The organism is Acinetobacter sp. NIPH 1852 (assembly GCF_022549455.1).
Lineage (GTDB): Bacteria > Pseudomonadota > Gammaproteobacteria > Pseudomonadales > Moraxellaceae > Acinetobacter.
In genome coordinates this window covers 45059-64850 of record NZ_JAKZGG010000013.1, presented here as the reverse complement: position 1 = coordinate 64850, position 19792 = coordinate 45059, and the positions used below count along the sequence as shown (strand labels likewise).

Here is a 19792-nt window from a genome sequence, read left to right as displayed (position 1 = left end):
ATGACTACACATAAAAATAGACAAACTGACCTCGTTCATGCACCACGCCAAGCCCCTCAATACATTGAGACGGTTCAACCTCCCCTATTTCGTGCATCCACTATTATTTTCCAATCCACTGCGCACCTTTTTGATCGCCACTGGACCGATGCTTATGACTATAGTTACGGCACCCATGGCACTCCAACCACATTCACTCTGGCAGACAATATCGCTCAAATCGAAGGCGGCAGTTATTGCCTACTTGCACCAAGTGGTTTATCTGCGATTAATTTAGTGAATAGTGCAGTATTAAGCGCAGGCGATGAAGTCTGGGTCGCCGATAATATTTATGGCCCTAATTTAGAACATTTAAACAACCTACAAGATCGTTATGGCATCACCGTTAAGATTTACAATCCAATTGATGCAGACAGCTTTCAACCTACAAATAAAGCCAAACTGATTTGGTTAGAAGCTGCTGGCTCGATCACTCTTGAGTTTCCAGACTTAAAGCACTTAGTCAAAAAGGCTCAACAAGCGAATGTGCTAACAGTGCTAGATAATACATGGGGTGCTGGACTTGCCTTTAATGCCTTTGATTTTTCAGATGAACATCTTTCAGTGGATATCACCGTTCATGCATTGACTAAATATCCAAGCGGCGGCGGTGACATACTCATGGGCTCGGTCGTAACACGTGATCAAGCGTTACACCACAAACTGTTCCGTATGCATGCGATACAAGGCATCTCTGTTTCTGGTGATGACACCGCACAAATCCAGCGTAGCTTGGCACACATGTCTTTACGTTATGAACAACAAGCACAAAATGCAAATAAGCTACTCGAATGGTTAAAACACCAACCTCAATTCAGCCAAGTACTGCATCCAAGCAACCCCGATTCAGCGGGTCATTGCTTCTGGAAGGACGTGTGTAACACAGGCAAAAGCGCTGGTTTAGTCAGCGTGATCTTTAAACCTGAATATGACCTTGCAGCCGTTCGAAAGTTTTGCGATAGCTTAGACCTTTTCAAACTAGGTTTTAGTTGGGGTGGGCCTATTAGCTTAGTTATGCTGTACGACTTAAAACAAATGCGCACACTTGAAAATACACATTTACAACAAGGTTTATTGGTTCGCTTCTGTATAGGACTAGAACATCCCGAAGATTTGATCCAAGATATTCAAAATGCACTAAAACAACTGGAATAACACGAAGAATAGGTGAAGAATGAGCACACCCATCATTATTGCGAAAAAAACCACAGATACAACACAAGATATTGTTCTACATTCTAAATTTGCCAACCGACATGGTTTGATCGCAGGTGCAACGGGTACAGGTAAAACTGTTACGCTCAAAGTTCTTGCAGAAAGCTTCTCTCGGCTTGGCATCCCTGTATTCTTGGCCGATGCCAAAGGTGATGTTTCAAGTCTCGCCAAAGCAGGCAGCAGTAGTCCAAAATTTGAAGAACGCCTCAACCTACTCAAAGTAGACAGCGTCGCATTTGCAGCATCTCCTGTGATCTTTTGGGATTTATTTGGGCAACAAGGACATCCGATTCGCACCACGATCTCAGAAATTGGCCCATTGCTGTTAGCACGCATGCTCAATCTAAATGACACCCAAGAAGGTGTACTCTCAGCCGTGTTCCGCATTGCCGATGATCAAGGCTTATTACTCATCGACTTTAAAGATCTTAAATCGATGCTGAGTTATGTCAGCGCACACACTTCCGAATTGAAAGCAGAATACGGCAATCTATCTCCTGCAAGTATCGGTGCGATTCAGCGCAATCTATTGGCATTGGGCGATCAAGGTGGCGAGCAGTTTTTTGGCGAACCCAGTCTAAATATTCTGGATTTCATTCAAACTGATAGTAACGGTCATGGCTATATCAATATCTTAGCTGCCGATAAACTCATGAATACCCCAAAACTATATGCCACCTTCTTACTTTGGATGTTGTCAGAACTCTTTGAACAACTGCCTGAAGTCGGCGATATGGATAAACCTAAATTGGTGTTCTTCTTCGATGAGGCACATTTATTATTTGATAATGCCAGCCCAGCCTTACAGCAAAAAATCGAGCAAGTGGTTCGCTTAATTCGCTCCAAAGGCGTTGGGATCTACTTCATCACCCAAAACCCACTGGATCTACCTGAAAGCGTATTAGGTCAATTGGGAAATCGAGTACAACATGCATTACGTGCATTTACACCGAAGGATCAAAAAGCAGTCAAAACTGCGGCTGATACCTTCCGTGCCAATCCAGACTTTAAAGTGGATCAAGCCATTACTGAACTTGCAGTGGGTGAAGCATTGATTAGTTGTCTAGATGAACAAGGTACGCCGCAGATTGTAGAACGTGGCTGGGTGATGCCACCTTACTCATCATTTAACCCCATCACCGTCGAAGAACGCCAAGTGATTATTGCGCAGAGTATCGTTGCAGGTGTATACGATCAGGCAGTTGATCGAGATAGTGCTTATGAAATGCTGCAAAACAAAGTCGCGGAACGTGAGCAACAAAAACAGCAAGCTGAACTCGAAAAGCAACAAATCAAAGAACAAGAAGCTGCCGAAAAACAACAACTCAAAGAGCAAGAACGTTTAGCCCGTGAGCAACAACGTGCTGAGGAAAAAGCAGCCCAACAACGCGCCAAAATGACCCAAGACATTGTCGGGACTTTTGCCAAGAGTGCCGCGCGTAGTTTAGGTGGGAGTTCAGGACAAAAAATTGTCCGTGGGCTATTAGGTTCATTATTTGGGAAATAAAGCTTTATTCATTTATAAATCAAGGGATAATTTATTATCCCTTATTTTTTTTATGGTTTTCTTTAAATACATATTGCAAATGCAAAATTAAAGGTATATTTTAAATACATCTTATAAACGATAGCCAAGAGAGATCTAAAATGACTCCGCAGCAAATTGACCTTGTAAAAGCCACTGTTCCTGTACTGCGTGAAAATGGTATCGCGTTAACGGGCTATTTTTATAACCGCATGTTAGGAAATAATCCTGAATTAAAAGAAACCTTTAATATGGGGCATCAACGTAGTGGTGCACAAGCACAGGCACTTGCTGGCGCAGTCCTCGCTTATGCTGAAAATATTGAAGATCCTTCCGTGCTTTTACCTGTGGTTGAACTGATTGCACACAAACATGTCAGCCTAAATATTCAATCACCAGATTACGGCATTGTGGGTGAAAACCTCCTCCACTCCATCAGTGAAGTTCTGAATATTTCAATGCAAGATCCACTTATTGACGCTTGGGCGGCTGCTTATGGTCAATTGGCTGATCTATTCATCAGCACTGAAAAAGCCATATATGAGCAACATCAGCAAAATAAAGGCAGTTGGTTAGGCTGGCGCAATTTTAAAATCGCCAAGAAAGTCGTTGAAAGTGATGAAATCACCTCCTTCTATCTTGCGCCAGTCGATGGCGGTGATTTACCACAATATGAAGCAGGTCAATACATCTCTGTTCGTGTCTTTGTGCCTGAGCTAAATCTCAGACAACCACGCCAATACACTTTATCCACTAGTCCACAATCGGATTATTTACGAATATCTGTGAAGCGCGAAGATGAAAAAGGTGAGTTAGCAAGTGGCTGGGTTTCAAGTACATTACATGGTTTAGCTGAAGGCTCAGAAATTGAAGTGTCTGCACCAACAGGGAATTTCTACTTAATGAATAGTAACAAGCGCAATGTCTTCATTAGTGGTGGTGTCGGATTAACCCCAATGATTGCCATGCTCAATCAATTGGTGACTTTGGATATGCCACAACCTGTCAGTTTTATCCATGCATGTCGTAGCAGCCAAGTTCATGCGATGAAAAAACATATTCATGAACTTAAAGCCAAGTATCCACGTCTCAGCACATTTACGGCTTATGAATTTCCACATACGGATGATGTACTCGGGGAAGATTACGACATTGTAGGGCGCTTAGATTTAAGTTCGATGGATGCTGCATTATTACCGACAAGTGCAGATTATTACTTATGTGGCCCAATGCCATTTATGGCAGAACAGCATAAAGCACTGATCGCTCGTGGCATTGCAGCAGAAAATATCCATAGCGAGGCTTTTGGCACGGGTGGTGTCAAACTCAACTAATCGGCGCTGCATTTTGCGTAGGGCTAGTCTATGATAGACTAGCCCTTTGTATTTAAAGCATTAGATTGAGTGAAATACCATGCAACTCAATAAGTTTACTGATTATGCACTTAGAATTTTGATGTATGTCGCTCGCCCGAGTGATGTACCGTATACGATTGCAGATATTGCTCAAGATTTACATGTTTCGCAAAACCATCTGGTTAAAATTGTTCACTTTATGGGGAAGCAACACTGGATCATTACCACACGTGGTAAAGGCGGCGGTATTCGCCTCAATCCAGAAGCTAAAAATCTAAAACTCGGTGAGATCGTTCGCATCTTACAAGGTCATCAGCAAATTGTAGAATGCAATACCCCACCTTGTGTTTTACGTGCGCACTGCGGACTTAAAGGAATTTTAGATCAAGCATTGGAGAGCTTTTATCAAAGTCTTGATCAATATACCGTGGGAGAAGTATTGCAACACAGTATTCTCCCCTCGTCTCAGCATTCAAATATTGATTTTTTACAACTCATTCCAAAAGCCTCGTCATGAGGATTCGCACGAATCTCCGACATCCTTTATAATGGATCTCGCTATTTCAAATTTTAAAGTAAGCTTCTATGCGTCAGCGTCAACAATCGAAAGATACCAAAGCTAAACTCGCCCCAAAAGAAAAAATCAGTTATGAGAAACAGACTGATCCTGCATTAACACTTTATGCAAACCAGTCTTTAAATTGGTTACGCCAAGCTGAGTTTTTAATGAGTGCGCCAAAGCTTGCTTTATGCGTAGAAGATACAGGCTATGAAATTGCTTTCGCTGGTCGATCAAATGCAGGTAAATCCAGTGCAATCAATGCGCTGACCAATCAAAAACAATTGGCTCGTGCATCGAAAAGACCGGGTCGTACCCAAATGATCAACTTTTTTAGCCTAGGTAATCCTGACCAACGTTTAGTCGATTTACCGGGTTACGGTTATGCAGCCGTACCTGAAGCGATGAAACTGGTTTGGCAAAAAGAATTAGAAAACTATCTAATCCATCGCCAAAGCTTACAAGGGTTAGTGTTATTGATGGATATTCGTCATCCATTGCAGCATTTTGACTTAATGATGTTGGAATGGGCGCATTCACGTCATTTATTTGTGCACATCCTTTTAACCAAGGCGGACAAACTCAATCGTGGACCTGCCAATAAAACCTTATTAGATGTGAAACAACAATTGAAAAAGATGAAGCTAGACTTTTCGATTCAACTGTTTTCATCACTCAATAAAATTGGCTTAGAAGAACTGGCAAGTGTGATGGGTGGCCGTTTGAATTATACACTCGACCAAGCGACTGAATTTGACCTCGATCAAATTCCAGAAGCTACAGATGCTGATCTTGAAGAATAGTATCTGTAAATCTTACATAGATGTTTGCAGCATGTGCCGCATACGGCGCAATTTTTTAGACCATGCATGATATATTTTGCGAAACTGCGTGATGAGAAACAAGGTTTCGTAAAACATACGACGAGAATAAAGTCTCAAAAACCCCTCATATTGCATTTCATGCAACTTGATGCATAAAATAAATTTTAATTGTCCTGAATTGCTAAACACAATAGGTGGCGTATTTTCATATACTCCATACTATTGGTTCATTGCACTATCGATTAGGACTAAACGATGAAATTACTATCATTTGTGAAGAACAAAGTTCTTGGTTCTTCGATTGACTATAAAATTCTCCCTCGCAAAGTAAAGTTTGATTGGGAAAAAACGCCTGTAGATTGGATTCCAAATCAACCTTTCGCTAGTTATTTTATTAATGAAATTAACAATATCTTACCCGCAGGTGAGTTTTGGTTCTGTCGTTTATATAATAAAGTTTTGCCTGAAATTACCGATCCAAAACTGAAAGAAGATGTACAAGCATTTATTCGCCAAGAAGCCATGCATGCGGTTGCACATACCTCGGCAAACAAAGAATATCTAAGCCAACGCAATATTGATATTCAACGCAACCTCGACATTATGGACTTTGTATTTAACAAAGCTTTAGCGGATAAACCTTTTGGCAAAGAAGTCCCAAAAATACTTGATCATCAATGGGATCTGTTCCGTTTAGGTGTTATCGCTACTGTTGAGCATATGACTTGCGTGCTTGGTAAATATGCGTTGTATAACAAACGCTGGGAAGAGCTTGGTGCTGACCCAGAAATGATTGATTTAATCAAATGGCATGGTTCAGAAGAAATCGAACACCGTACCGTTGCCTTTGATCTTTATCGTCATCTCGGTGGTGGTTATATCGCTCGTTACTATCTCAGCGTTGCGGTGATTATTGGCGTACTTGGCTTATGGGTGGATGGCGCAGCACACATCATGGGTCAAGACCCTCGTTTTGCCGATAAGAAACCGAGTCCGTTCAAACCTTGGATTTGGTTAGAATGGTATAAACAGGGACGCAACGATGATCAAATATTACCAAACCCACTTTGGTTAATTTCACAACAAATTGATTACCTCATGCCGTGGTATGATCCTGTCAAAGAAGGAAATACCCAAGATGCGGTCAACTATTTAAACAACTCTCCTGCTGCGAAACGTGCTTTACAACCAGCTGCTTAAACGAAATTATGCTAAATCAATACAAAAAGCCCCCATCTTAGGATGAGGGCTTTTATTTATGAACAAATGTAATTAGAAGCGATAGCGAACGCCTGCTTCAAATGAACGCTCAGGGCCTACATAAATCCCTTGACGCAAGCTTGCCATATATCGCTTGTCTTCCAAGTTTTTCACTGCGCCATAGAATTCAACTTGATCATTGAGTGTATAGCGAGAGGTTAAATCAACGGTTGTATAAGCATCAATTTTCCCAGTAAAGAAACCTGATGTATTTTCTACAATTGGTTTGGTATTGAGCTCATCAGTAAACTGCGAACCCATATAGTTCGCGCTAAGCTGGGTACGTAAACCCGCATAGCTATAACCGAAACCTAAATTTGCAACCCATTCTGGCGTATAAGGTACACGATCGCCATTTCTTGATTTAAGCGTACCATTTTTATTGTAACGATCACCTTTGAACTGTGCATCTGCCACCCAAGTGACATTGGCAAATACATCAAAGCCATTTTCCAATTCTACACTGATCGCACTTTCAAGACCTTGATTATAGGTCTTTCCACCATTGGTGCTTTGAAAGTCAGAGTTACTGTTTGCTGGAATAATTTGGTTATCAAAGTCCATTCGGAAGGCAGTCAACTCATATTTAAAGATATCCTGCTGACCTCTTAAACCCAACTCCCAACTGACTGCAGTTTCTGCATCCAATTTCTGATCCTTCATACCACTGAGAGAGTCACCATTCAACGCTGGAGAAAAAGCTTTATAAACACTACCATAAAGCTGTACAGCTGGAACCAATTGGAAGGTCACGCCTAGACCAGGCATCACTTCTGTATTTGAAGTTTTAACCGTTTCACTTTTTTGTTTGTCTTCACGTTGCTGCTCATAACGTTCGATACGAAGACCTGGTGTCACTGACAACTGATCGGTAATATCTAAACGGTTTTGCGCATATAACGCGACACTTTTAGCAGTGTCTTTTGTATCCTTTGTCGTCGCACCTGTGCGTGGTGTTGCACGAGTCGCATTAATGGTCACATCATCCATTTTTTCATTCATCAAGCGTAGACCAACTTCAGCTTCACTTGCGATATTGAACAAATTATGTTTTGCCACTAAACGGGTTTCAGCACCCACACGCTCAAAGGCACGGTTATTACCGTTCACACTATCGGTATATACCCAACGACCAGCAGTTTTTGAAGCAGCTCCATTAACCCCATAACGCCAGTAATCACGGTTCATTTCACTCCAATACACCAAGGTTTGAAGTTCTGTATCCGCATTGATGTTCCAATGATGGTTGATATCGAATGAGTTACGTTCAGTCAAGAACCAGTCATCTGGTGCAGGATTGTTCTTTTTCTTGGCATGATATTCACCCAAGAACTGCCCACGATATGAAATGTTGGCATCATTTTCATAATGGGTAAATTTAACACCTAACCATTGATTATCGCCAATCGCAGTACCCGCTTTGATGACTGCATCTTTCATTTCATAGCTCTTGTCCATGAAACCGTCACTTTTAGCCCAACTTAAAATTGCACCAAAGTTACTGTCTTTATTTGGAGAGCTGCCACCCAATTCAACTGTGGTTTTATAGGTATCCCAAGAGCCAATCGACAGATCGACCAATGCACCATCTTTAGGTTGCTTAGTACGATAGTTAATGACTCCACCAATATTTGATGGACCATAACGCAATGCCGAAGAACCTTTCAGAACTTCAATACTATCCATGCGTTGTACACGCGGATTGTAATAACGACCATTCCCCACAAATAGACCCGGTGCAACAGGCACACCATCTTCTAAAATTAAGGTTTTATAATCAGCCGAGCTAATACCGCGCATACCGATATTGGCAACAACAGCAGACTCTTCTTCAGGTTTGACATAAACGCCTGAAACACGCTTTAAAATATCTTCGGTCGAGGTCGGGACAAATTTTTGGATTTGCTCCTGATCTACAATCACAGCCGCACCCGGTATCTTAGAAACAGCGCCATCCTGTGAACCGATCACCTGAATGGTAGGCAGAACCATGGTTTTGCTCTCTTGTGCTGTCTCAGCATGCAACATAGGCGCAAAACTACCGAATAACAAACCACTCATTACGATTGGATTTTTTAGAAAAAAACGGTTTTTCATAGCTTCCCCCGAAGCGGTAAAGAACGGAATATCCTTTCCATCGCTATTTTTCTTTAGCGACCAGAAACGATCTCAGACAAAAAACAAACAAATGATAGTGCAAACAAGAATGATTATCTATATTTTCTTAAGACATTTGTCATAAAATGGCTTTAATTTCATATATATATTTTTAAAACTATTAATTTATTAGAATATATATCATCTTTTTTTCTTTTATATTTCAGCATATCATGGAATTAAAATCATTTTTTTTAATGCACTTTTCAACTAATTAAATAACCAAAACTTTATCCAACATTTTCATCATTGGCTGAACTAAGCAATATTCTTCCAACTGAACTGACACCAGTCGCTCTGCCTGAGCGATATACAATCTATCGCTCACATACTGTCATTTATATTTTTCACTCAGGTGTATGCCGATCAACCACGACACTAATCATCATATCGCCCTGCACATTTACCACGGTACGTACTGTATCCAATAAACGATCAATAGGCAGTAAAATTGCAATCGCCTCTGCGGGTAGACCAACAGATTGTAACACCATAATCATAGTGACCATGCCAGCACTTGGAATCCCAGGCGCACCTAAAGAAGCAACAATCGCCACCAAACAGACAATAATCTGTTGGGTGATGGATAAATCTAAACCCATCAGATTGGCAATAAACAATGCTGCCGCTGCTTCATACAGCGCCGTACCATCCATATTAAGCTGCGTGCCGAGAGGAATAACAAAACCTGCAGTTTGCGGTCTAACACCGAGATTTTCTTGTGCGCATTTCAAACTAAGCGGCATGGTCGCTGAACTGGAACTGGTTGCAAAAGCGGTCACCAAGGCTGCTCTAGCCCCCTTAAAAAAGGTAATCGGATCCATTCGACCGAATATCCATAACAATAAAGGGAGTACAACCAGACCATGAAATATCGTGGTTCCTGTGACCACAGCCGCGAATTCAACTAAACGACTCAATACAGAAAGATCTTCACTGGCGATCAGTTTGGCGAGTAATGCGAAAATGCCGATCGGTGCAAGTTTCATCACCCAACCCACCAGCATCATCATCATTTCAAAGAATTGTTGAAAGCTATTCCGTACCAGCGCAAAACGTTCTCCACCTTTAACTAACGCAACACCCAAAAATAATGCAAATACCACGACCGCCAAAACATTGCCTTCACTAAAGGCTTTAAATGGGTTGATCAGGGTGTTTTGTACAAAATTGGTCAAAAAACTAGAGGGGGTTAGCGTGTCTGGGGTCTGATGACTTTGCATATCGGCTTGGAAAATTTGAATATCAATCCCCTTGCCCACGTCAAAAAGATGTGCACAGCTGATGCCGAGAATCAGTGCCAAGGTGGTGGTGGTGATCGAACTCAGCGCTGTGATTTTCCAGACGCGTCCAAATTGTCCACCTGCTTGTAAGTTTGAAACACCGACCACAATTGAACTAAAGATCAATGGAATCAATAGCATTTTCAACAAACCAATGAAAATGTTACTTAAAATACCGAGCCCATATAAACTATAGTCAACAAATATCGTTTGTGGGTAAGCATTTAACAAAAAACCAAATGCCACACCGAGCACAGCGGCCAGTAAAATCTGTGTATTTAAATTCATTATGCTTGATAAAGTTTTTTAACTTATTGCTACTATGGCATGCTCATGTTGAAGAATCGAGCAATTTTTTGTCACATCTATATCATAAAAAAGCCATCAGAATGATGGCCTTAGTATAAATTTATTTGTTATTGGGTTTCGATTTCTCTGAGCCGAATCAAACCTTCTTGAACCGTACTACAGACCAACTGACCATCTTGCCACATCCGACCAAAATTAAGTCCACGAGAGCTTGCGCTAATGGTCGCTTCCATTTCATAGAGCATCCATTCATCTGCACGCAATGGGCGATGGAAATAAATCGTATGATCAATACTGGCACACTGTAGATTTGGAGAAATCCACGACAAACCGTGTGGACGCAATGCTGTGGTCATCAAAGTGAAATCTGAATAAAATGCCACGATCGCTTGATGCAATGAGATTTCATCCAAATTTTTAGCAATATCACCATGGGTTCGAATGTAATGTGCATAAAACGGTGCTTCAGGTTGCGGCTGAAAAGGGTTGACTGGCTGAACTGGGCGAATTTCCACATGACGTTCACGCATAAAACTGGCACGAACATTTTCAGGGACAAAATTAATCATCGCTTCTTTCAGTTCATTTTCTGATTTCAAACTTTCAGGTGCAGGATATTCGGGCTCTTTATGTTGATAATTTAAGCCTTCTTCAGGATTGGCAAAAGAAACCATTGCCGAAAAAATAGTACGCCCATGTTGAATCGCCCGCACTTGACGACTGGCAAAGCTTTTCCCATCTCGAAGCGAATCTACTTCATAAATAATCGGAGCATCAACATCCCCACCATAAAGGAAATATGCATGTAACGAATGCGCAGGACGATCTGTGGTATATGACGCTGCTCTTAATGCTTGCCCAAGCACTTGTCCACCAAATACACGTTTGCCAACCAAGTTGCGACTATTGCCCCGAAAGATATTGGCTTCCAGTCTTTCTAGCGTCAAAAGCTCAACGAGTTCTTGCGTTAAAGCATTCATGTAATCACCTTTTTACAACAATGAGGGAGAAATAACGAGGGCCATAGCAAAGCAGTATTTTGCTTGAAACCTAAGGCGGAGCAAGAATAATCATCTTAATCGAGATGAGTCGATTAATATAGATTGTAGCCAAGATAAAATGATTTACCCATCGCATTATTCTATTTATACCTGCTAAAAATACGATTTTTAACGATAAAATCTACCAAATACGCTATATTTTGTCAGAAAATAGCATACCGTTTTATGTCAGAATACAGCAGAATGTCGTGTTCATCATGACTTGATGTTAGGGTTATATTTAGGAGTTCGTAATGTCCAAGACAGGATTTGGTCAAATGTATCGTCAACTTTCGAGTAAGTTACTTGACCTTGTGGTAACCCCGCACGTTCTTGGTGAAGTTCCTGTAGAATCCACCACAACAGAACAAAGCCCAGCCGATCCAAATAAAGTCGTATGCTATGTATTACAAAACTATTCGCATAGTAATGCGCTGGTGGTCGATGGTGAGACGCGTCGCCTTAAGCTAAAACCTGCGCTAGATCCTTTGAGTTTTGGCAACTATCAAGAAAAAAATTCAGTCCTTTTTTTACATCAGAACGATAATATTTTTTTCAACACTCAAACTTATCCTCCACGCTTATTACAACTGATCGAAGCCCTTGAACAAAATCCTAACATTGAAGTTCAATTGATTCCTGTGACCGTACTTTGGGGACGATCACCAGATAAAGAAGATTCTTGGTTCAAATTATTATTTTCAGATACTTGGGCAACACCGAGTACAGTAAAGCAATTGGTCAATATAGGCTTACATGGCCGCCAATCCTACTTAGAGTTCCATGAACCCCAATGTTTACGTGAATTGGTTGACTATGCGAAAACACAGCATCCAAATATTTCTCCTGCAACGTATATTGCAAGCTCACTCGATACTTATTTAGATCAACAGCGTGAAGTGGTACTCGGCCCTGATTTATCCGATCGCCGTAATGTCATGCAGTCCGTGGTCAAAGCACCAGATGTGCAAGATGCAATTCGCCGTGAAAGCATTCACCATAAAATCAGCATGCTAGAGGCTGAACGTCGTGCCATTGGTTATGTCAATGAAATCGTTTCAGACTATTCTGCTTCAGCTGTGCGTTTTGCCGATATGGCACTGACACGTTTATGGACGCAACTCTATGACGGCGTCGAAGTACACAACTTTAGCACCGTGCGTGAGCTGGCAAAAGATTATGAAATTATCTATACCCCATGTCATCGTAGCCATATCGACTATTTATTATTGTCCTATGTGATTTATAAACGCGGCTTGATGATTCCATATATCGCTGCGGGTGATAATTTAAATATGCCGTTTGTGGGGCAATTATTGCGTGGTGGTGGTGCGTTCTTTATTCGCCGCTCTTTCCGTGGCAATGCACTTTACACATCTGTATTTAAAGAATATTTATATAGCATTTTATCTCGTAACACACCGATCGAATACTTTATCGAAGGCGGACGTTCACGTACAGGACGTTTACTTCCACCGAAAACAGGCATGTTGGCAATGACCATTCAAGGTCACCTTCGTGGACCTGCCAAACCGATCGTATTTTTACCTACTTATATTGGCTATGAGCGCTTGATGGAAGGTGCGACCTACGTTGGTGAAATGCAAGGTAAGCCGAAAGAGGCTGAATCTATTTTTGGTATCTTAAAAACCTTACGTAAAATTGAAAGAATTTTCGGTAAAGTTCACGTCAACTTCGGTGAACCTGTTTTCTTGGATGATATTTTAAAACAGCATCAAGCAGACAATGTTCACGTCGAAAAAAATGATGCGCCTATTTCAGCCGAAATCTCCAATGTGGTTGCAAGCTCTGCCAATCTGATTTTAGAAAACATTAACCGTGCCGTGGTTGTGAATCCTGTTTCATTGCTTTCTTTGGTGTTATTGGCCACACCAAAACATACGCTGGACGAGGAAATCTGTATAAAACAGCTCGATATTTACCGAGACCTTGTCACCCAACAGCCTTATGATGAACGTACGCAAGTGACATCATTATCAGGTAAAGAAATCATTGCTTATGGTTTAAAACTTAAACTGATCAAACGTGTTCAGCATGTCTTGGGCGATATTATTGCAATTGAAGATAATCAAGCAGTCTTACTCACCTATTTCCGTAATAATATTTTGCATGCCTTTGTATTGCCATCTTTGGTTGCCTCACTGGTTGAGCACAACGGTAAAATTAATAAAGCAGATCTAAGTAATGTGATTCGTACCTTGTATCCGTTCTTAAAAGCCGAACTGTTTATGAAATGGCAGCCTTCTGAACTACAACAACACATTGATAGCTATATCGATGCGCTGGTTCAGCTTGGTTTGATTTTCCAAGATCATGATGACAACTTGTTTAGCCCAACACCAAATAGTGAAGAGCATCAAAAGCTTTTAACTTTAGCAATGCCAGTGAAACAAAGTTTAGAACGCTACTACATGACGCTTGCGCTGATTACGCAACGCGGTTCTGGCAATATTTCGACCAAGCAAGTTGAAGAGTTAAGTCATTTATTAGGTCAGCGTTTATCTGTACTTTATGAGTTCAACTCACCAGAATTCTTTGATAAATCCCTCTTTCAGAGTTTTATCAAAGTTCTCACTCAACAAAACTATATTCGCAATAATGAACAAGGTTTCATTGAATATGATGATAACTTCAGTGAGATGGCGGCAGGTGCACGACTTGTGTTAGATGAAACCACCTTACAAATGCTGCAACACATCACTACATTCAGTGATGAAGAACTTGCAACTGCTTTAGAGGCAATGGCATCACAACAAGCCAAACGTCGCCTCAAACGCAAAAAGGCTTAACAGCAAAAACAATAACGGCAACTTCGGTTGCCGTTATTGTTTATCTATCTTCGACATTCGATGTATTTGGGTTCATCCAAACACCTTAAACGTTTGATTAGTTCAACAAAATAAGCATCATAGTAACCAGATGCCACATAGCGATTACGAATTCGCATCACCAAAGCGTCATAACCTTGTTTTTCATGAGCTGAAATATCAGCCCAATAATATGCAGGCAATTGGTTTTCCCATTGAATTGCTTGAGCAGACAAAACATGGCTATTTTTAACAAACCAAGTTCGAATATTCTGACCAAAACCTGCTGGGTATGCTTGAGGGCGGATCACGATATTGACAGCAAAATAAGCCACAGGAAAATTGACCACTTGAGTCTTATCACCAAACTCGGTCTTTAAGTTATATGGCAACACCCCATAAGCGGGTGCAGCCAAGATATCAATTTTCTTCTGTTTGAATAAATCTATGGCATTTGCAAAATCCACATAAACAGGTTTTGCTCCGACACTTTGCGCCAATGCCAGTTGCGGTGGATTATCCACCAAAATCCCAATAGTCTTATTTTTTAGTTGTGAGACTTTCTGGATCTTTTGGGTATTCATGATCATATAGACCGTACCCACTGGAATCATGCCAACCACTTCATACTCGGAACCAATCATACGTTTTTCGACATTCGGATTGGTAAGCAGCTGTAAAAACACCCTTGCCGTTCGATTATTTGGAATCAGACCAATGCCACTGGTACTGCCCATAAATGGATTATAACGATAGGTATTAAAATTGGATGCGACTAAACCAGAGCATTCATTTTGATCAAATGCATGGATCGCCTCTTTTTCATTTTTGAAGGTTTTAAATTTCAATTGGACTTGGCTATGTTGCGCATATAACCGAATATCATGTAAACGGCGGCTAATATCTCCCTGCGTACTCAAAGGATCAAATACACACCATACTTTTTCACTCGCCCAACTCGTTGTCGTCATCAAGCCAAGTAACATCGAGCAAATTATTTTTTTCATATATACCCCTTAATGCCTTAGCGCAATCCATGTACACATATCGGCTTCAATCAGCCCTGTATTCACAGAGAGTAAAAATCAAGAATCCAACCCCAAAAAAGAACAACCACGTCACATTTTAATCAAAATTTCATTTATTACTATGTACCAATAGCGCCTCAGCATAGTCATTAAAGCAAATCAAATGGTCAAATTTAAAAGCTGTTCTCAGTAGCCTTGTCGCATAAATTTGCTTACCGGTATGTTGTTGAGAAACCAGCTGTAACTGAGGAAAATCAAGTTGTTGCTGAAACCAAAGTAAAATCTCATGCATCGGTAAAGGCTGATTGTTGCTGACAATATAACTAGATTCCACTTCTGAAAGATCAGCTAACATGGCCAAAAACTTGGCTAAGTCATCGATATGAATCCGATTACTATAGTGAATGGTCGGATAAATGCGTGTTTGCTCAGCCAATCTTTTTAATCGAACAATCGATGTCCCATAGATACCCGTTGGTCGAACGATAATACTACGCTCTGGATAATGCGCTTGCCATAAAAGTTCCATCTTACGCAGCAAATGCCCTTGCTCATCGGCAGGTTGTATCAGTGATTCGTCATCAATTCGCTCACCAGCACTTTCACCATAGACCCGAGTTGAAGACACAATAATGATGCGTTGCACGGGATGTGATTTTAAGGCCCGAACAATCGGCTCAACACTATCAACATAAGTGTGTTGATAAGACTCAATGCCACTTTGAGATGGTGCGAGAAGCACATAAACCACATCAATTGGACGAAATGCTGTTAAATCAAGTCGCTGCACGTCTTGAATAGCATGAGTCGCATAACAATCTGTTTTTTCACTACGACTAATTGTGCTAATGTGGTGACCACACTCAAATAAGTGTTTAGCGACACGCTGAGATGTTTTACCATAACCAATAAATAAAATATGCATACATGTCCTTGATCAAATATGAGTTCAGTCCAGCAGTTACAAGGCGTTGGCGCTAGCGCAGCGACCCTATTAGAAAAGCTTCATATTTTTAGCACGGATGATTTATTGTTTCATCTTCCCCGTGACTATGAAGATCGTAGCACGATTATTCCGATGAATCAGTTGGTTGTTGGACGCAGCTATTTGCTTGAAGGTGAGGTCAGATCCGTCGATTTCCCACCAGGAAAAAAGAAATCCCTCGCTGCATTATTGCAAGATGATTTCGGCAAAGTCACATTACGTTTTTATCATATCTATAAAGGCTTAACTGATCGCATCCAAATGGGTGCTCGATTACGCATCTTCGGGGAAGTACGCGTTGGTGCGCGTGGTTTAGAACTGTATCATCCCGAAATTCAAGTCATCCACCAGCATACCGCATTGCCACAAACTCAGCTCACCGCGATCTATCCAAGTACAGAAGGTCTGACGCAACCAAAGTTGCGTGAATATGTCCGTCAGGCTTTGAAACATCATAGTGATGATCTACCTGAACTGCTACCGAGTAAATACAGCAATGGCTATGAACTCAAACAAGCGCTACATTACATTCATGAACCGCCGATTGATGCCAATATGCTGCAACTCAATCAAGGCTCACATCCCGCACAGCAACGCTTAATCTTTGAAGAATTAGTGGCTCACCAGATTAGTTTACTTACTCGTCGTGCTTTTATTCGACAAATCGCCGCACCACGTTTTAGCAGCAGTAAAGTTCTGGCGAAGAAACTCTTAGAAGCACTGCCCTTTCAAATGACCAATGCACAAAAACGCGTTTCCAAAGAAATTCTACAAGATCTAAAACAAGACCAACCAATGTTGCGCTTAGTTCAAGGCGATGTCGGTGCAGGTAAAACCTTGGTCGCTGCCGTAGCGGCCTGTCATGCGCTAGAAGCAGATTGGCAAGTGGCATTGATGGCACCCACTGAAATCTTAGCTGAACAGCATTATTTGAACTTTAAACGCTGGTTCGAGCCATTGGGGATTCAAGTTGCATGGCTATCGGGCAAACAGAAAGGTAAAGCACGTACGCACGCCGAACAACAGGTCAAAGCAGGACATTCGCAGCTCATCGTCGGCACACATGCGCTATTCCAAGACAATGTTGAATTTTCCAAACTTGGCTTAGTAATCATTGATGAACAACATCGCTTCGGCGTGGATCAGCGCCTTGCACTTAGAAATAAAGGCGTAGATCAATTTACGCCCCATCAGTTGGTGATGACGGCAACCCCGATTCCCCGTACCCTCGCCATGAGTGCTTATGGTGATTTAGATACATCGGTTATTGATGAACTGCCACCAGGACGTACACCAATTCAAACAGTGACCATTCCTCTGGATCGTCGTGAACAAGTCCTACAACGAATCGCAACCAACTGCCGCGAAGGTAAACAAGCCTATTGGGTCTGTACCTTAGTTGAGCAATCTGAGACCTTAGATGCTCAAGCCGCAGAAGCCACCTATCAGGAAATCAGAGAACGTTTTCCAGATATCAACATTGGTCTAGTACATGGCAAAATGAAAGCTGATGAGAAGCAATCGGTCATGCAGGCCTTTAAAGACAACCAACTACAACTGCTGATTGCCACTACCGTCATCGAGGTCGGTGTGGACGTTCCCAATGCATCGATTATGGTGATTGAAAATGCAGAACGTTTGGGGCTTTCTCAGTTACATCAACTCCGTGGACGAGTTGGACGTGGTGCTACTGCGAGTTTTTGCGCATTATTATACAAAGTCCCTTTGTCGCAAAATGGTCAGGAACGGCTTTCTATTTTACGTGAAAGTAACGATGGTTTCGTGATTGCTGAAAAGGACTTGGAAATACGAGGACCTGGCGAGCTATTAGGTACTAAACAAACTGGTGATATGGGCTTTCGTGTTGCACGATTAGAACGTGATGACCACCTACTAACTCAAGCACACTACGTTGCGGAACAGATTTTAAAAGATTACCCACAACACGCAGCAGGCTTACTCAAACGCTGGTTACCTAAAGCACCGCGTTATGCCTATGTTTAAATCCCTCAGTACACACGCACAACGACTTTTTGATTATGTGACGCCGTGTAGCCTATGTGAGGTCGGCATCAAGCAACAGTTTGGTATCTGCCAAAGCTGTTGGCAACAGTTACCTTGGTTAAAACAACAGATCCAACGTAATCACCAACAAGTGTATGTCGCTTGTCATTATGACTACCCGATCAATCGGATTATTCAACAATTCAAATATGAACAAAAATTACATCATCAAAGATTATTAAATGGTGTGTTGTTACAGCTTCGACTTCCAAAAGTCCACGCAATCGTTCCAATGCCCATTTCAACCGATCGTTTAGTGGAACGAGGTTTCAATCAAACACTACTATTAGCCAAAGCGCTCGGTAAAAAATTAGACGTTCCTGTTTGGCAACCGATACAGCGCTTGGCACAACATTCGCAAAAGGGATTATCACGCTTAGAACGATTGGAGAATATTGAACAGCAGTTTGTTGCAAAACCATCCAATACAATTTGCTATAGAACAGTGCTGATTTTAGATGATGTGATGACCACAGGCAGCTCTATCACCGCACTTTCTCAGGCTTTAGAACAACTTGGCTGTCAAAAAATTTATGCCGTATGTCTCGCAGCGGGACAAGTAAAAGACCATCCTAGCTCATTCGATTTTGCTGACACCATGGAATCACCACTTCGCTAGTCAACGGTGCTAACAACGTTGCTTGGTCAGTCAAATCGATCCATTTCATCTCAGCAATTTCGGCTGCAATCTGTGGCTTTTGTTTTAATTGAACCGAATAAACATAACTCACCAAAATATGATCTGGCTCATTGGCAGCCGCTGTTTCAAACTGCCCAACAAATTGTTTAATTTCACATTCACAACCAATTTCTTCTAAAATCTCACGTTGAATCGTAAGCTCGGGGGCTTCATTTTCTTCTAATTTACCGCCGACTTGCATAAATGCTTGTGTATTCTGTTTACGAACCAATAATAATTGATTCTGATCGTTCAAGATAATCGCGGCAGCAACAGTAATTGTTTTCAATGAGACTTCCTCGAACATGAGTTTCAATAGCAGGCTGCTATTCTAGATCTCGAAAATGCAGAAAACAACCCAATAAACATGCATGTTCCGCAACGCTATCTTTTCCCTTATTAAGTGACTTTCTCCCCCTTATCCCAACACTAAAACTATTTAAGAATAAACCAAATCATGACTACGTGTAGAATGGTCAAAAAGATAGATAAAATTCATCGCATTAAAGCTGTTTTATCCAACTGTCATGCTGCTAAAGTAAGCTATAAAACATGATTTTTGAGAAAATAACGTTTAGGCAAGTGTTTTTCGTTTCATCCTTGTCTAAAATACACGCTGACTTTCTGTAAAATGCAGAAGGC

General features: G+C 41.3%; 15 protein-coding genes. 9 read left to right on the top strand and 6 right to left on the bottom strand.

What is annotated here, in order from left to right:
- From MMO38_RS11440 to MMO38_RS11415, 6 genes are all read left to right on the top strand, one after another.
- Window positions 1-1194 (top strand): PLP-dependent transferase, encoded by a 1194-nt coding sequence (locus MMO38_RS11440; protein WP_241323631.1) that lies wholly within the window; start codon window positions 1-3, stop codon window positions 1192-1194.
- A 19-nt stretch (window positions 1195-1213) separates the two neighbouring features.
- Complete coding sequence (locus MMO38_RS11435; RefSeq protein WP_241323630.1) at window positions 1214-2761, top strand: helicase HerA-like domain-containing protein; 1548 nt, start codon at window positions 1214-1216, stop codon at window positions 2759-2761.
- A 140-nt stretch (window positions 2762-2901) separates the two neighbouring features.
- Window positions 2902-4113: an NO-inducible flavohemoprotein gene (gene hmpA, locus MMO38_RS11430; RefSeq protein WP_241323629.1), complete on the top strand. Its 1212-nt coding sequence runs from the start codon at window positions 2902-2904 to the stop codon at window positions 4111-4113.
- 79 nt (window positions 4114-4192) lie between these two features.
- Entirely contained in the window at window positions 4193-4651 is a 459-nt protein-coding gene (locus MMO38_RS11425; protein WP_241323628.1) for an Rrf2 family transcriptional regulator, read from the top strand.
- A gap of 68 nt (window positions 4652-4719) precedes the next feature.
- On the top strand, window positions 4720-5496 hold the full coding sequence (gene yihA, locus MMO38_RS11420) for a ribosome biogenesis GTP-binding protein YihA/YsxC (protein ID WP_241323627.1): 777 nt from the start codon (window positions 4720-4722) through the stop codon (window positions 5494-5496).
- A gap of 276 nt (window positions 5497-5772) precedes the next feature.
- Window positions 5773-6717, top strand: a complete 945-nt coding sequence (locus tag MMO38_RS11415) for a metal-dependent hydrolase (protein WP_241323626.1) — start codon at window positions 5773-5775, stop codon at window positions 6715-6717.
- 72 nt (window positions 6718-6789) lie between these two features.
- On the opposite strand, the gene MMO38_RS11410 is transcribed toward MMO38_RS11415, so the two are convergent.
- The 3 genes from MMO38_RS11410 to MMO38_RS11400 all read right to left on the bottom strand — a co-directional run bounded on the left by MMO38_RS11410 (window position 6790) and on the right by MMO38_RS11400 (window position 11506).
- Complete coding sequence (locus tag MMO38_RS11410) at window positions 6790-8874, bottom strand: TonB-dependent siderophore receptor (protein WP_241323625.1); 2085 nt, start codon at window positions 8872-8874, stop codon at window positions 6790-6792.
- A 407-nt stretch (window positions 8875-9281) separates the two neighbouring features.
- Window positions 9282-10505 carry a dicarboxylate/amino acid:cation symporter gene (locus MMO38_RS11405; protein ID WP_241323624.1) on the bottom strand — a complete coding sequence of 408 codons (1224 nt, stop codon included), beginning with the start codon at window positions 10503-10505 and terminating at the stop codon, window positions 9282-9284.
- Window positions 10506-10633: 128 nt separating this feature from the next.
- Window positions 10634-11506 (bottom strand): acyl-CoA thioesterase II, encoded by an 873-nt coding sequence (locus MMO38_RS11400; protein ID WP_004673026.1) that lies wholly within the window; start codon window positions 11504-11506, stop codon window positions 10634-10636.
- Window positions 11507-11820: 314 nt separating this feature from the next.
- Between MMO38_RS11400 and plsB the strand changes: the two genes are divergently transcribed.
- Window positions 11821-14376, top strand: a complete 2556-nt coding sequence (gene plsB, locus MMO38_RS11395; protein ID WP_241323623.1) for a glycerol-3-phosphate 1-O-acyltransferase PlsB — start codon at window positions 11821-11823, stop codon at window positions 14374-14376.
- 44 nt (window positions 14377-14420) lie between these two features.
- On the opposite strand, the gene MMO38_RS11390 is transcribed toward plsB, so the two are convergent.
- Complete coding sequence (locus MMO38_RS11390) at window positions 14421-15401, bottom strand: putative solute-binding protein (protein ID WP_241323622.1); 981 nt, start codon at window positions 15399-15401, stop codon at window positions 14421-14423.
- Window positions 15402-15531: 130 nt separating this feature from the next.
- The gene (locus tag MMO38_RS11385) at window positions 15532-16347 is read right to left on the bottom strand and encodes an NAD-dependent epimerase/dehydratase family protein (RefSeq protein WP_241323621.1); all 816 of its coding nucleotides are present in this window, start codon (window positions 16345-16347) and stop codon (window positions 15532-15534) included.
- A gap of 18 nt (window positions 16348-16365) precedes the next feature.
- On the opposite strand from MMO38_RS11385, the gene recG reads away from it, so the two are divergent.
- Together recG and MMO38_RS11375 are read left to right on the top strand one after the other, a co-directional pair.
- The gene (recG, locus tag MMO38_RS11380) at window positions 16366-18411 is read left to right on the top strand and encodes an ATP-dependent DNA helicase RecG (RefSeq protein ID WP_241323620.1); all 2046 of its coding nucleotides are present in this window, start codon (window positions 16366-16368) and stop codon (window positions 18409-18411) included.
- Window positions 18404-19090 carry a phosphoribosyltransferase family protein gene (locus MMO38_RS11375; RefSeq protein WP_241323644.1) on the top strand — a complete coding sequence of 229 codons (687 nt, stop codon included), beginning with the start codon at window positions 18404-18406 and terminating at the stop codon, window positions 19088-19090. The genes recG and MMO38_RS11375 overlap by 8 nt, the downstream gene beginning before the upstream one ends.
- On the opposite strand, the gene MMO38_RS11370 is transcribed toward MMO38_RS11375, so the two are convergent.
- Window positions 19044-19439, bottom strand: coding sequence for an NUDIX domain-containing protein (locus MMO38_RS11370; RefSeq protein ID WP_241323619.1), 396 nt, complete (start codon window positions 19437-19439; stop codon window positions 19044-19046). The two genes, MMO38_RS11375 and MMO38_RS11370, sit on opposite strands and share 47 nt — an antisense overlap.
- Between the last annotated feature and the right edge of the window lie 353 nt (window positions 19440-19792).

Excerpts from the sequence above, each read along its gene's own strand:
- MMO38_RS11440 (WP_241323631.1), top strand. The coding sequence starts at position 1 with ATGACTACACATAAAAATAGACAAACTGACCTCGTTCATGCACCACGC.
- MMO38_RS11435 (WP_241323630.1), top strand. The coding sequence starts at position 1,214 with ATGAGCACACCCATCATTATTGCGAAAAAAACCACAGATACAACACAA.
- hmpA (WP_241323629.1), top strand. The coding sequence starts at position 2,902 with ATGACTCCGCAGCAAATTGACCTTGTAAAAGCCACTGTTCCTGTACTG.
- MMO38_RS11425 (WP_241323628.1), top strand. The coding sequence starts at position 4,193 with ATGCAACTCAATAAGTTTACTGATTATGCACTTAGAATTTTGATGTAT.
- yihA (WP_241323627.1), top strand. The coding sequence starts at position 4,720 with ATGCGTCAGCGTCAACAATCGAAAGATACCAAAGCTAAACTCGCCCCA.
- MMO38_RS11415 (WP_241323626.1), top strand. The coding sequence starts at position 5,773 with ATGAAATTACTATCATTTGTGAAGAACAAAGTTCTTGGTTCTTCGATT.
- MMO38_RS11410 (WP_241323625.1), bottom strand. The coding sequence starts at position 8,874 with ATGAAAAACCGTTTTTTTCTAAAAAATCCAATCGTAATGAGTGGTTTG.
- MMO38_RS11405 (WP_241323624.1), bottom strand. The coding sequence starts at position 10,505 with ATGAATTTAAATACACAGATTTTACTGGCCGCTGTGCTCGGTGTGGCA.
- MMO38_RS11400 (WP_004673026.1), bottom strand. The coding sequence starts at position 11,506 with ATGAATGCTTTAACGCAAGAACTCGTTGAGCTTTTGACGCTAGAAAGA.
- plsB (WP_241323623.1), top strand. The coding sequence starts at position 11,821 with ATGTCCAAGACAGGATTTGGTCAAATGTATCGTCAACTTTCGAGTAAG.
- MMO38_RS11390 (WP_241323622.1), bottom strand. The coding sequence starts at position 15,401 with ATGAAAAAAATAATTTGCTCGATGTTACTTGGCTTGATGACGACAACG.
- MMO38_RS11385 (WP_241323621.1), bottom strand. The coding sequence starts at position 16,347 with ATGCATATTTTATTTATTGGTTATGGTAAAACATCTCAGCGTGTCGCT.
- recG (WP_241323620.1), top strand. The coding sequence starts at position 16,366 with ATGAGTTCAGTCCAGCAGTTACAAGGCGTTGGCGCTAGCGCAGCGACC.
- MMO38_RS11375 (WP_241323644.1), top strand. The coding sequence starts at position 18,404 with ATGTTTAAATCCCTCAGTACACACGCACAACGACTTTTTGATTATGTG.